General features: G+C 59.7%; 15 protein-coding genes and 1 pseudogene. 11 read left to right on the plus strand and 5 right to left on the minus strand.

Annotated features, from left to right (window positions below):
• Positions 1-1,043 (plus strand): Tn3 family transposase (locus AKL28_RS21990; RefSeq protein ID WP_156226441.1); only part of this gene is annotated, 1,043 nt, incomplete at its 5' end.
• Positions 1,044-1,186: 143 nt separating this feature from the next.
• Positions 1,187-1,426 (plus strand): annotated as a pseudogene (locus tag AKL28_RS21995) (Tn3 family transposase); the annotation flags it as partial.
• Positions 1,427-2,770: 1,344 nt separating this feature from the next.
• On the opposite strand, the gene AKL28_RS22000 reads toward AKL28_RS21995, so the two are convergent.
• Positions 2,771-3,052 (minus strand): type II toxin-antitoxin system YafQ family toxin, encoded by a 282-nt coding sequence (locus AKL28_RS22000; RefSeq protein WP_011114071.1) that lies wholly within the window; start codon positions 3,050-3,052, stop codon positions 2,771-2,773.
• Positions 3,039-3,302, minus strand: a complete 264-nt coding sequence (locus tag AKL28_RS22005) for a type II toxin-antitoxin system RelB/DinJ family antitoxin (RefSeq protein WP_011114070.1) — start codon at positions 3,300-3,302, stop codon at positions 3,039-3,041. Before AKL28_RS22005 ends, AKL28_RS22000 begins: the two co-directional genes overlap by 14 nt.
• A 172-nt stretch (positions 3,303-3,474) precedes the next feature.
• Here AKL28_RS22005 and AKL28_RS22010 point away from each other — a divergent pair, with 172 nt between their 5' ends.
• The 7 genes from AKL28_RS22010 (at position 3,475) to AKL28_RS22040 (ending at position 6,920) form a co-directional block, all read left to right on the plus strand.
• A complete protein-coding gene (locus AKL28_RS22010) occupies positions 3,475-3,903 on the plus strand; it encodes an antirestriction protein (protein WP_011114069.1) in 429 nt (142 codons plus the stop codon).
• Positions 3,904-3,947: 44 nt separating this feature from the next.
• Positions 3,948-4,166, plus strand: coding sequence for a hypothetical protein (locus AKL28_RS22015; protein ID WP_012478187.1), 219 nt, complete (start codon positions 3,948-3,950; stop codon positions 4,164-4,166).
• Positions 4,167-4,177: 11 nt separating this feature from the next.
• Entirely contained in the window at positions 4,178-5,386 is a 1,209-nt protein-coding gene (locus AKL28_RS22020; RefSeq protein WP_011114068.1) for a hypothetical protein, read from the plus strand.
• A 16-nt stretch (positions 5,387-5,402) separates the two neighbouring features.
• Positions 5,403-5,660, plus strand: coding sequence for a transcriptional repressor KorC (korC, locus tag AKL28_RS22025; protein WP_011114067.1), 258 nt, complete (start codon positions 5,403-5,405; stop codon positions 5,658-5,660).
• A 157-nt stretch (positions 5,661-5,817) separates the two neighbouring features.
• The gene (gene kleA / locus AKL28_RS22030; RefSeq protein ID WP_011114066.1) at positions 5,818-6,054 is read left to right on the plus strand and encodes a stable inheritance protein KleA; all 237 of its coding nucleotides are present in this window, start codon (positions 5,818-5,820) and stop codon (positions 6,052-6,054) included.
• Positions 6,055-6,247: 193 nt separating this feature from the next.
• The gene (kleE, locus tag AKL28_RS22035) at positions 6,248-6,589 is read left to right on the plus strand and encodes a KleE stable inheritance protein (RefSeq protein ID WP_231602605.1); all 342 of its coding nucleotides are present in this window, start codon (positions 6,248-6,250) and stop codon (positions 6,587-6,589) included.
• Between the two features lies 1 nt (position 6,590).
• On the plus strand, positions 6,591-6,920 hold the full coding sequence (locus AKL28_RS22040) for a DUF2761 domain-containing protein (RefSeq protein ID WP_011114064.1): 330 nt from the start codon (positions 6,591-6,593) through the stop codon (positions 6,918-6,920).
• A 147-nt stretch (positions 6,921-7,067) separates the two neighbouring features.
• On the opposite strand, the gene AKL28_RS22045 is transcribed toward AKL28_RS22040, so the two are convergent.
• Positions 7,068-10,034, minus strand: a complete 2,967-nt coding sequence (locus AKL28_RS22045; RefSeq protein WP_050470455.1) for a Tn3 family transposase — start codon at positions 10,032-10,034, stop codon at positions 7,068-7,070.
• A gap of 521 nt (positions 10,035-10,555) precedes the next feature.
• Positions 10,556-10,702: a hypothetical protein gene (locus AKL28_RS24680; RefSeq protein ID WP_156226442.1), complete on the minus strand. Its 147-nt coding sequence runs from the start codon at positions 10,700-10,702 to the stop codon at positions 10,556-10,558.
• Between the two features lie 100 nt (positions 10,703-10,802).
• Between AKL28_RS24680 and AKL28_RS22050 the strand changes: the two genes are divergently transcribed.
• Both AKL28_RS22050 and AKL28_RS22055 read left to right on the plus strand, forming a co-directional pair.
• Positions 10,803-11,387: a 3'-5' exonuclease gene (locus AKL28_RS22050; protein WP_050470456.1), complete on the plus strand. Its 585-nt coding sequence runs from the start codon at positions 10,803-10,805 to the stop codon at positions 11,385-11,387.
• Between the two features lie 11 nt (positions 11,388-11,398).
• Positions 11,399-11,890: a 3'-5' exoribonuclease gene (locus AKL28_RS22055; protein WP_050470457.1), complete on the plus strand. Its 492-nt coding sequence runs from the start codon at positions 11,399-11,401 to the stop codon at positions 11,888-11,890.
• Positions 11,891-11,917: 27 nt separating this feature from the next.
• Here AKL28_RS22055 and AKL28_RS22060 read toward each other — a convergent pair.
• Positions 11,918-13,219, minus strand: a 1,302-nt coding sequence (locus tag AKL28_RS22060; protein WP_231602607.1) for a heavy metal sensor histidine kinase, incomplete at its 5' end; no start/stop codon positions are given.

Here is a 13,219-nt window from a genome sequence, read left to right on the forward strand (position 1 = left end):
TGCGCTGGGCGCGGGACGAACGGCGTCTGAGCCAGGCCTGCCAGGCTGTGCTGGAATTCATGCAGCGACACCCGATTGCCGCCACCTGGGGGCGGTCCGATTTGGCATCTTCTGACATGATGAGCATGGAGACCACCAAACGGGTGTGGCAAGCCCGGCTTGATCCTCGGCGCAACACACCTTCCATTGGAATCTACTCCCATGTAAAAGACCGGTGGGGCATCTTCCATGCGCAGCCCTTTGTGCTCAATGAGCGCCAGGCGGGCGTGGCCATTGAAGGTGTCATCCGCCAAGAAAAGCTGGAGACCAGCCAGCTTGCTGTGGATACCCATGGCTACACCGACTTTGCCATGTCACATGCCCGTTTGCTTGGTTTTGATCTTTGCCCGCGGTTGAAGGAACTCAAACAGCGCCACCTCTTTGTGCCACGCGGCACCAAAGTGCCCGCAGAAATCGCTGCGGTGTGCGAAGCCAATGTCGACGTCGCTTTGATCGAAAAGCATTGGGATAGTCTGGTGCACCTGGCAGCCTCGGTCATGAGCGGACATGCCAGTGCGGTGGCAGCTCTTGCGCGGTTCGGTTCTGCCGCCCAGGGCGATCCAATCTATGAGGCTGGCGTGCAATTGGGGCGGTTGCTGCGTACGGCGTTTTTGGCTGACTACTTTGTCAAGGACGCTTTCAGGAACGAGTTGCGCCGGGTGCTCAATCGGGGCGAGGCTGTTAACGCCCTCAAGCGCGCCATTTATACCGGCCGGATCAGCCCGGCGCAGGCCAAACGTGTCGATGAAATGCAGGCTGTGGCCGATGCGTTGAGCCTGATGGCCAACATCGTGATGGCGTGGAATACCTCACAGATGCAGGCGGTCCTGGATCGCTGGTCGAACCGCCGCCAGGTCATTCCACCGGAACTGATCGGGAAGATTGCGCCCACCAGGCTGGAGAGCATCAACTTGCGGGGTGTGTTTCGCTTCCCGGTTGACCGCTATGCTGACCAAATCCTGCCTTCGCGGCCAAATGCATCGATAACTGGCACCAATGGATGAAACCGACCACGGTTTGACGCCACGAATCGCAGATTTGAAAGTGAACAGGAAAGTCAATGAAATCAACGATCTACCAACACCACCTCCGCGCCAGTGCTAGCTTTTCGTACCGTCACTTATTGCACTGAAAACGAGGAGACCCCTACCGGGCTAGCGGCCTCAATCTGGTAACGGCTGCCGTCGTGTTGTGGAACACGGTCTATCTGGAACGGGCTGCGCACGCGCTGCGTGGCAACGGCCATGCCGTTGATGACGCGCTGTTGCAGTACCTGTCGCCGCTCGGTTGGGAGCACATCAACCTCACCGGCGATTACCTCTGGCGCAGCAGCGCCAAGATCGGCGCGGGCAAGTTCAGGCCGCTACGACCGCTGCAACCGGCTTAGCGTGCTTTATTTTCCGTTTTCTGAGGCGACCCCAGGCAGTACCGCGCACCAGCTCGCGCACGTCGAGCTGCAGCATCGTCACTTCCGGCGAGGCTGGCCACGTCCTGGCCACGGTCGACCATCGCCACCTTTGACGATGAACCGAGGGCCCCATCGCCAGTTCCGACGATGACGGCCGACGCCGGCGCTGGATCTCGCATCGCCGCTTCTGACGATGAGATCCACCCTTTGACACTTGAGGGGCCGAGCTGCGGGGGATTCTCCCGGCCGGCGGCCGCGAGAACCGGCTATGTCGTGCTGCGCATCGAGCCAGGCGGCAGAGCCGCCCGTCTCGCCCCTGGCGGGCTTCCAGCGCCTTCCCGACGCTCACCGGGCCGGTGGCCCTCGCCGCTGGGCTTTGCGGCCCTGACGGGCCTTCCTGGCCCGTTTCCGGGGCCTTCCCTGCCCTGCCCCACCGGCGCGGCCGTTGTGGACAGTTTCGGGACAAGTCGGCCGAGGCCGGCCGGCGCAGCCCTGACGTTGACACTTGAGGGGCAGCGGGGCCGGCGCGATGTTGACACTTGGGGGGCAGCGGCCGATTTCGGCCTGGTCGAGCCGTCCAGGCGGCCGCCGAGGCGGCCTAAGTGCCTGATCGGCATGGAGTTATCCACCGAAGTTGTGGATAACCCTGTTAGGAACCCTGCCCCGGTATTGACACTTGAGGGGCGGCCCTACTGACACTTGAGGGGCGCGGTTCTTGACACTTGAGGGGCAGCGTATTGACACATGGGGGGCTTATCCATTGACACTTGAGGGGCGGCCTCTTCGCGCTTTTCCTTGGCGTGACAACGGTTTACGCGCGTTTTTCGGTCATGCTAACCAGGTTTTTAACCGTCTTTATAACCTTTTTATATAACCAGGTAGTTTTAACCAGAGGCTGGCGAAAAAAACGGCAACACGGCCCAAGCTACCGCGCAGCATGACCGGCCGCCGAAGGGGGGAAACCCCCCTTCTCGATCCCACCCGGCCGCAAGCGGCCTCCCATCCCCCCAGGGGCTACGCCCCTCGGCCGCCTTGCGGCCTCACCCCACAATGGAGCGCCTTCGGCGCTACGGCTTAGGAGAGCCAGGCGCAAGCGCCTGGCGGAAGGCAGTAAGTTCGAGAGCTTGCGAGGGGGCAAAGCCCCCTCACACTCCCCAACCAGGTCGCCGCGGTTCGACCGGCCGCGCGATCCTCAAGCATCGCAGCAACTCCACCGCCGCAGGTTTTACGCCAAGGAAGGGGGTCGGCCAGCTCGGCCGGTGGCGCGGAAAGCGCCCCTCAAGTGTCAATGAAACGTGAGACGCGGGGCCAGGCCCGCGCCGATCACAAGCCGAGTTCGGAGTGAGAGCCGAGGCGCACCAGGCGCAGCGTGTCGGCGTCGGGCTTCTGGTAGATCAGCACCAGGTCGGGCTTGACGTGGCAATCCCGGTGATCCTTCCAGTCCCCGGTCAGCGCGTGGTCGCGGTGCCGAGGTTCCAGCGGCTGGTCGTCGGCGAGCGCGACCAGGACGGGCACCAGGTCGGCGTCGAGCGTGGCCCGGTGCTGCCCTTTCGCCTCGCGCTTGTAGTCGCGCTTGAACTGGCCGGTGCGCTCAATCTGCCGCATGCAGATCGGCCATCAGATCGTTGACGGTGGCGAAGCGCGGCAGCTTGCCCTTGCGGGCTTCCTTCATCGCCTCGATGGTGGTGGCGTTCGGAATCAGCGGCTCGAAGGGCAGCGCCTTGTCCTGGGCCACCTTCGTGAGCAGCAGCCGCACCGCGTCGGACACGGTAAGGCCCATCGCGGCCAGGACGGCCGCCGCTTCTTCCTTGATCGCGCCGTCGATGCGCGTTTGTACGAGCTGGTTTGCAGCCATGATTGGTTCTCCGGTTGGGTTCGTGAATTACATTGTAATGCACGCCAAGGGAAAGGGCAAGGTTTAGCGGCTAAAACGTTTAGCTAAAGTGCTTGACGATTAGGACATTTTGCCCTAATATAGCACTTGAAGGCCGGGCATTTCGCCCAGGTCAACTACCGGAGAAAGTCCGATGAACACCCAAGAGCAACCCGTTACCGCTTCCCTGGTCGCCGAGGCCCAGCGCCTCGACTTCCTGCCCGCCTACTTCGGCCCGCGTCTGATGATGCGCGGCGAGGCCCTGGTGTATGCCTGGCTTCGCCGGCTCTGCGAACGCTACAGCGGCGCGTATTGGCACTACTACACCTTGTCGGACGGCGGTTTTTACATGGCCCCCGACCTGGCCGACCGCCTGGAGATCGAGGTGGACGGCAACGGCTTCCGAGGCGAGTTGTCGGCCGACGCCGCCGGCATTGTCGCAACCCTGTTCGCGCTGGGTCAGCTCGCGGCCGAGGCCGCCGACACGGACGCCGGCGATGCCCTGATCGACCGCTATCACTTCCTGCGCGGCTTCGCAGCCAGCCACGCCGAGGCGGCCGCGATCTACCGGGCTATTGACTGATGAGGGGCGGCCCCGGCTTCGGCCGGGGCTTCCAGGAGGCGACCATGACCAGGAACAACGCTCCCCAGGCACCGACGAACAGCTACGCGACGGACGGCAAGTGCCACAACGCCGAGCCGGGCACCTACGGCCACGAATGCGGCAAGCCGGCCGCATGGATCGGCACGAACCACAAGGGGTTCAGCTCGGGATTCTGCGACGACTGCAAGCGCCACGGCTACGAAGCCCGCGACGTGATCGCGTGGCGGCGTGCTGACACTTGAGGGGCCGGCCGATGGCGAAGAAACGCAAGACGCCGGCCCAGCCGGGCCAGGACTGGAACGCGCCGGCGGCCGAGCTGCTGGCCGAGCTGCCCACCGACCGCGACGAGCTGCTGGCCGCCGCCGTGGCGGCCGTGGTGGAGATCGACGCGGCGATCATGCGCGGTGACGGTGCGGCCGCCGAGGCGGCCAGCGACCGATACGAGGCCGTCATCTGGAAGATGAACGGCGGAACGCACGTGGGCAGCATGGCCGACCACGACGCGCCCGGCCAGGTCATCGAGCGCCATTGCGCGGCGGTGCCTGGCGACGTGCCCTTGTGGGGCCAGCGCGGCCAGTTCCTGGTCGCGGATGGCGACATGCGCGCCCTGGTGGAGTACGAGGCCGGCTACGGCGGGCCGCTGGGTGCCCACTTCCAGTTCCACGTCATCGACCTGGACAGGCCGTTTATCTCCGAAACGGGCTACCGCTCGCACTTCGACACGGCGCAGGGCTGCATGACGGTGGACGAGGTTGCGCGCGGCATCCTGGCTGCGCAGCGAGCCGAGAAGAAGCGCCCGGTGATGGTCGAGGCCAGCTACCGCGACCGCCTGGCCGATGCTCCCCTGCCCGCTTGGCTGGCCGGCTTGGAGCCGCCGGCGCGGCGCGCACCGGCGACCGTCCTGGTGCCGCCGGGGTTCGTCCTGGTCGATGTGGTGCTGCCCTCGCATCGGGCCTTCATCGCCAGGCGCTGGGCGGCCGAGGCCGCGACCAGGATCAAGGCGGCCAGGGCCGCCGGGTTGGACGCCAAGGGAAAAATCACCGGCGCAGGCCCGGAGCGAGATCCCGCATCGCCAGAAACGACGATGACCTGCAGCATCGTCAAAGCCGACGATGCCGAGCCGGGCGAGGGCGGGCCTGTATCGCCGGAAACAACGATGCCGCGAGCGAGCGCGGCAACCTGCAGCATCGCCAGGAATGGCGATGGAGGCCCGGCCGACCTGGTGGAGTTCAAGCCCGGCCAGCGGTGCGAGATCGTGAGCGTCCATCACCCGGTTTTCGACCGCTACATCGGCAAGCGCATCATCATCGTGAAGGTGCATCCCGACACCCGCCAGGTGTGGGCGCACGACGACAGGCCGGTAACGTACAAGACCAATCGCGCAGGCCGGCGCGTGGTCGATTCAGACCCGAGCTGCATCCAGTCGATCTACGGCTTCGACCAGTTGCGGCTTATCACTTGACCAGGAGAACGAACGAATGACGAACGACGCCAATATCCGGCTGGAGTGCTTGAAGCCGGCCGAACGCTGGGCGCAACCGACCGGCGAGGAAGTCCGAGAGGTGCTGCGCCTGGCCGGGTTCAGCGGCAGCAAGGCCGCGAAGGCGCTGGGGCTGGGCGCGAAGGGCGACCGCACGATCCGCCGCTGGATCGGCGAGGACACCCCGATTCCCTATGCGGCATGGGCGATCCTGTGCGACCAGGCCGGGCTGGGCGTGATCTGGAAAGAGGATTGACGCCAAGGGAAAGGTTTTAGCGGCTAAAGTTTAGCCTTCGGATTCCGGTAAAGCGAAAAAAGTTTAGCTAAAGTGCTTGACAGGCTAGGGCATTTTGCCCTAATATAGCACTTGAAGGCCGGGCACATTGCCCAGGTCAACTACCGGAGAAAGTCCGATGAGCGACAACAAGATTATGCCCTGGATTGACGAGCTGGAGGGCGCGGCAGCGACCGACTTCCCGGCCCGCCGTGACGAGATCGCGGCCATGATGGCCGAGGCGGCCGAGCTGGTGTGCAAAGCCGAGGAACTGCGCGGCAAGGCGTACTTCGCCGGATGCTCCCTGGAGGGGCAGGCCAAGGGCCATTGGTCGATGGAAGCCGTCGAGCAGGCCAAGCGCCGGGCCGGCTGGTAAGAGCACATGGCCCGGTCGGCAACGGCCGGGCCTATCGAGGACGCCAAGAAGGAGTATTGCGTGAGCCGAGGCAAGATCAAGGGCGGCCCCAGGTGGAGGAACGCCCCGGAGTGATCCGGGGCGCTTGGCCTGGTGCTGGCACACCGTAACCATGCTTCCGAGTGGGAGCACCCAGCATTCAACACGTAAGCGCGTGGAGGGTCAAGCTATGTCCAACATCATCAAGTTCCCCAAGGAGATCGAGCAGCCCGCCGCGCCCGCGCCGGTGGAGCCTGCCGCCGCGTCTGCTGCCCCCAACAAGGCCCCCGGTGCTGGCCTGCTGGCCGGCCTGGTCAAGTTCGTATGGGTGGCGACCGTGCTGGTCTGGCCGATCCTCAAGTGGGTGCTGTCGATTGCCACCTTCTTCCAGTTCGTGCGGATGCTCTACCACTGGAACACGCCTGGCGTGTATGCCGGTTGGTCGTTCCTGGCGTACTTCGCGGTGCTGACCGCGATCACCTACTTCGTTTCGATCTACAAGCCGAAGGGGCTTTGACATGAAAAAACAGACCCTACCCTACCCGCCGGGATTCGTGGAGCCGAACACCGGCCGGGTGGCCGTCCTGGTGCGCGAGTACGCGGCCAGCGACTTGAACGGCGATGCGCCGGCCTATTGGTACAGCGCGCAATCCGAGGAATGGGGCCTTGACCCCTGGCGACTGGTGGAAGGCGTCGATCCGCACACCGCCGGCGGTCAGTTCGACGTGTGCTTTGCCAACGGTTCGAGCCGCACGGTCGGCCCGCTGATGACGTTCTTCATGAGTGCCGCTGACGCGGCCAGGTTGAACGCCAAGAAAGAAGATCACGCGCCCATTTTTAGCCGCTAAAACGCTTGACGCGGGCGGCGAGTTTAGCTAAACTTCTGCACATGGTCGGCGGCTGGCACCGCCTTTTGTTCAACAACCGGGTGTGGAGTTTATATGGGTGTTCTCCATGAAGAAGGGGGAAATTGAGGAAACGGAAAAAAGTGTACGCTAAGGCTTTTCGGCATTTCGCAAAGGCCGATACTGCCCTATTTCCAATCGTTTGCTTTGCCGCCAGAGATAGTCTCCAGTCAGATTGATGTGCTCCCAGCCCAGCGGTGACAAGAATGACAACAGTGCATCGTCAATATCCTTTCCTTGCGCTCGCAACGCCTCAATGACGCGTTCCAGATAGACGGTATTCCAAAGCACAATGGCGCTAGTGACGAGCGTCAGGCCGCTTGCACGGTAACGCTGCTGCTCATAGTTGCGGTCGCGGATCTCCCCCAGACGATTGAAGAAGACGGCGCGTGCCAAGGCATTTCTGGCCTCGCCCTTATTTAGGCCGGCATGTACTCTGCGGCGCAGCTCGACATCCTGAAGCCACTCCAGAATAAATAGCGTCCGTTCAATTCTCCCGAATTCCCGCAAGGCAATAGCAAGTCCGTTTTGGCGAGGATAGCTACCGAGCTTGCGGATCATCAAGGAGGCAGTCACGGAACCCTGCTTGATTGACGTAGCGAGCCGCAATACTTCGTCCCAATGGGCACGTAGATGCTTAATGTTAAGCGTCCCTCCGATCATCGTCCTTAACGCATGGTAGTCCTGCTCTCTTGATGGCACATACAGCTTGGTATCCGCCAGATCTCGAATTCGTGGCGCAAACTTAAATCCGAGCAAATGCATCAATGCAAAGACATGATCCGTAAAGCCAGCGGTATCTGTGTAATGCTCCTCAATGCGGAGTTCTGACTCGTGGTAAAGCAAGCCATCAAGAACGTAAGTCGAGTCGCGCACGCCGACGCTGATAGGCTTGCCGTAGAACGGCGAATATTGGTCGGTAACATGGGTATAGAAAAGGTGTCCTGGTTCGGTACCGTATTTTGGGTTGACATGCCCTGTGCTTTCAGCCTTCCCGCCGGCGCGAAATCGCTGAGCATCGGAAGATGATGTCGTCCCACTACCCCAGTTCGCTGCGAAGGGATTGCGCAATTGAGCATTGGTTAATTCGGCCAGCCCGGCCGTATAGGTCTCATCCCGTATATGCCAAGCTTGTAACCACGAGAGCTTGGCGTAGGTCGTGCCAGGCGTGGAGTCGGCCATCTTGTTCAGGCCCAAGTTAATTGCGTCTGCCAAGATAGCAGAGAGTAATAGCGTACGATCTTTTGTGACCTCGCCGGACTTCAGGTGGGTGAAATGCCGGGTAAAACCCGTCCAGTCATCAACCTCCATGAGTAATTCAGTAATCTTTACCCGAGGTAGGATCGCGCTTGCTTGATCGATCAGCGCCTGGGCGGACTCGGGTACTGCTGCATCAAGCGGGGTGATTTTTAGTCCGGAATCTGTAATGATGGCGTCGGGCAGTTCCTGCGCAAGTGCCAGATCATTCACCTTTTCCAGCTGCTCCTGGAGAAGTGCCAGACGGCTTGTCAGGTAGCGATCGCAATCCGGCTCGATCGCCAATGGAAGTCCTGCATTCCGTCGCATGGCAGTAAATTTTTCGACCGGCAGAAGATAGTCTTCAAAATCTCTGAACTGGCGAGAGCCCCTGACCCAAATGTCCCCGGAGCGCAAAGAATTCTTCAATTCCACAAGGACGCACATTTCGTAGAAGCGACGATCGATTCCATCGTCTGTTAGGACCAAGGGGCGCCAGCGTGCTTTGATAAAGTCGACTGGAGCATTTTCGGGCACCTTCCTGGCACCCTTGAGGTTCATCTCTTTCACCACCTCAATCGCGTCGAGAACGCTCTGCGCGGCTGGCGCGGCCCGGAGCTCCAATACATCCAGAAATTCTGGGGTATAGCGACGCAAGGTATAGAAATGTTCTCCCATCAAATAAAGATGATCGAATGACTCAGGCTGTGCAAGATGCGCGGCCTCATCGATGCTTTTGGCAAATTCATCCCACGGCAATACGGCCTCGATCGCGTCATACGGGTCCATGCCTGCCAGCTTTGCTTCTACCAGTGCCTTGCCGATGCGGGTGTACAACAAGATTTTTTCGTTGATGGCCTTACCCTGCTGATGGAACCGCTGCTGGTGTTTGTTTTTGGCCGCATTAAACAGGCGCATGAGGATGCGGTCGTGAAGATCCACTATTTCATCGGTCACGGTCGCCATCCCCTCGATGGCAAGAGCTACCAGAGTGGCGTAACGCCGTTGATCTTCGAATCTGGACAAGTCGCGCGGCACCATCTGACCGCCTTCACGCGCTATCTTGAGTAAGCGATTCTGATGGACGTAACGACCGATCCCCTCTGGCAGATTCAGCGCTTGGAACGCTTTAAGCCGTTCGATGTGCTCCATCATGAACCGGGAATTCGGTTTTCGAGGTGATTGCCGAAGCCAAGACAACATCGTCACGCCGGTGCCGGGGCGGTTTGTCAGCAGCGCGTCCAAGCTGCGTCGATGGATATCAGAGAGCGGCTCTGTCAAAGTACGGTAAATCCTCTTGTTCGCGCGACTGATACCCTCCGCGCATATCCGGTCGATCACAGATACTGCAGGTAGCATTACGCTGCGATTACGCAGCTGTTGTAATGCGTTGGCAGCAAGGACGACGGCCTTATCTGTCTGCGTCGCCAAGTCTGTCATTTGATGGACGAGGAACCGATAATCCGCGAGCCCGAACGGACGTACTGCCAGATAGCTTCGCAGCTCCTGAAGGTGTTCTCTACGCGTGGTATCTCTCTGAGCGTAATCGCCCCAAGAGTCAGGATTTGCTCGCACTTGACGGGCGACCCACTGCACCACATGAGCTGGCACCTCCCGGTCATTGCCGAACGCATATCCCGGAAACCGCAACATACAGAGCTGGACGGCGAAGCCGAGCCGGTTGGCCTCGCCTCGACGTTGACGGATCAGGGCCAGATCGGTGTCGCTGAGCGTATAGTGCTGAATCAACTCGTCTTGTGACGCAGGGAGGGTAATCAGGCTCGCCTGTTCAGCGGCTGAAAGAATGGAGCGTCGTGGCATGTCAGTGAATTCCTCTAAGGCGGGAAGTAGACTCTGCTTGCGGCATGAAAAGACTTGTAGCGACCTCTCCTGAGCGGACGATACTAACTGGCGATTCTCGTTTGAAAATTTTCACCGATGTGGAAAACGGTAAAAACTGTACGCTAAGGAATGCGCTAGATAATTGACTCCAGCAACCAGCGTGTCGCGCTAGCTATAAACCGCTTTTCGAGCCAGCAACGGGACATTGCATCAGGCGCTGAATGGTTGTCAATGGCAAGTTTTCACATTCGTGCGCGTTGCTACTTCTGTGAACCAACGCAAATCACGACATGAATAAATTGTGTGCACGAGATGTTATAACCGGTGGAACGAAATGCCGCAGAACGTGATCGACGCTGGTCAAAAAAGCTCTATTGAATAGCCTTGGTTTATATGAAAAGACGTCAAACCTTCTCAACCATCCTCGGACGCGGCGGCAAAGTCTCATGGCCGAAGGCGTTGACGGACTGGAAGATTGGCCAACGGGTATTCCTGTCCATTCATGACGGCGCGATTGCGGTCACCACCCGGCCATCGCGCTCGATGAACGGCCGAATATTTTCCACGCGCATCAGCCGCAAATTCAGCTGCAAAAATTTCGCAGCTACCTGATAGCTATCAGGTAGCTCAAAATTGAGCCGGATCAAGTTACCACTGCGGTGACTCCCCTTTAGTCACTAAAGGGCAGCGAATTTCGCATGCGAAATTGTCTTCCACATTGATTCACCCAAAAATCAAGAGGATCAAGTGACCAGAATTCTCGTAGTCGACCTGGAAGCGACCTGTTCGGATGACGGCAGCATCCCGCCGGAAGAGATGGAAATTATTGAAATCGGTGCCTGCTGGGTCACCGAAGGTGGCGTGGTGCTTGAACGGTTCCAGCATCTGGTTAGGCCGCTGGCGCGGCCGGTTCTTACGCCATTTTGCAAGCAATTGATCGGGATCACGCAAGAAGAAGTCGATCAGGCTCCTCTTTTTCCTGTCGCAGCCCGAGCGCTTCAAGCCTTCGTCAACGACGTGGCGTCAACGGAAACTGTCTGGATGAGCTGGGGAAACTACGATCACAAACAGCTCACCAGGGATTCCCAGCGCCATGGGATTGCTATGCCTTTGTTCATGCCGCATCAGAATGCCAAGCGACTCTTTGCGAAGACACAGCGCATCGGCAAGGAGGTGGGCATGGTTCGAGCCTGTACGCTGACCGGCATCCCTTTGGAGGGGCAGCATCATCGTGGACTCGATGATGCCGTCAATATCGCTAAGCTGATGCCATGGGTATTGGGACATGCCCCGCTCGCGGACCAGCGTCAAGCCAGCGCGGTTGTTTCGTAAAGGACCAGAGGATGTCATTCAACGTATTCATCGACACCGAGTTCACCGATTTTCTCGATCCGCAGTTGATCAGCATCGGCCTGGTCGCACAAAGCGGCGAGGAGTTTTACGCCGAGCTTCCCTACGAGGTTCGGGAATGCAGCGAATTCGTCAAGGCCGCCGTCCTTCCGCTCTTGGGATACGCACCACATGCGGAAATGACCAAGGATGAACTCTACCTGCAGATGACCAATTGGCTCAGGCTGGTACGGCCGAAGGACCAAGAAGTCTTCATTTGCTACGACTACCAGACGGATTGGGATCTCTTCTACGATGTGTTGGATGGATGGGTGCCGCCATGGTGTCGCCGCCGGCTTGTTGCTGACCGTATCAATGAGCTATTGCGGTACGAGTTCCACAAGCAGAATGAGCTGCCCGAGCACCACGCCCTCAATGACGCCAGGGCAAATTGCTACGCTTTTCGTGAACTGCCTCCGGCCTCTGCAGGCGAAACCATCGCTTAGATCGTCGGGACAGCACTGGAGACGCTGCTAGAACGTCATATTAGGGAATCGCAGCGTGAAGCGCGTTTTCCCTGTGACGAGTGTACGGTGACGTCCCCTTGGTGGGCCCGCATAATAGCCTGCGTGATGGATAAGCCTAAGTCCAGCGGAATCGGTATCAAGCTTGGTGCGAGACTTGTCTGCTCGGTAGAACCGATCAAACAAGTGAGGAAGATGCTCCGCCGGGATCTCCGGGCCGTCATTCTCGACGGCTACCAGCACGTCGCCGTCAGACCTGGCGATCGATACCGCGATGCTTCCAGCCGCTGGCGTGTAGCGCATGGCATTGGAGATCAGGTTGCTCAACGCGCGGCGGACCATCAAGCGATCCCCCCGGACGATGGCATCGCCCGTCAACTGCAGATTCACGCCTTTTTCTTCTGCCAAGGCATCATAGAAGTCTAAAAGCTCGGTAATTTCCTCCTGGAGCTTGAGCGGCTCATAGCTGGGCAGGCTGATACCGTTTTCCGTCTGGGCCAGGAACAGCATGTCGGAAATGGTTCTGGCCAGCCGCTGCAATTCCTCGGCATTCGAGGAAAGTGTGTCCCGGTAGGCCTCATTGGTGCGCTGCTGGGTCAAGACCACATCCGTTTGCGTGAGCAAGTTGGTGATAGGCGTGCGCAGCTCGTGGGCGATATCGGTCGAAAAGTTGGTGATGCGATGGAAATCTTGCTGAAGACGTTCCAACATGGCGTTCAGCTTGGCCGCTAGGTCGGCGATTTCAACCGGCAACGTCTCGATGGGCATGCGTTCCCCAAAGTTATGCGAAGAGACGGCTTGCACTTTGTCCGACATCGCTCGTAGCGGAGCTAAGCCACGCCGGGCGGCCCACCAGCTGAGCAAGACCACAATCACCGCGGATCCCGCCACATACAAAATCAACGTCGTCTGGAAATTGCGCATGAAGTGGTCATGGATTTCCGTATCGACCGCAACAATGACTTGCAGCTGCTCGCTGCTTTTGTCGTCTTTCAAGTAGGCTTTAATGGCCTGAAATTCCTGATGCTGGCCTGCGTCGACGGAGAACGAATGACCGCTGGCTACACGTTTGGCTGCCGCCAGGATTGGCTGGGTCGCGTCGGCAAGGGTCGAATACATAGGCCGGCCGTCGATCGAGCTGATGTGAACGAAAAAGCCCGGGTGGTTGTGCAATGCTTCGCCGAACGTACTGGTGATGGCACCGGCACCGCGCTCGTTGACTACCATGCGGATGAGCTCAAGCTCCTTTTCTAGCAACTGTTCGTCCTGGTCGGTAAAGTGCTTGGCCACGGTGGACATAATGAGCAGCCC

The organism is Herbaspirillum chlorophenolicum (assembly GCF_001189955.1).
GTDB lineage: Bacteria > Pseudomonadota > Gammaproteobacteria > Burkholderiales > Burkholderiaceae_D > Herbaspirillum > Herbaspirillum chlorophenolicum.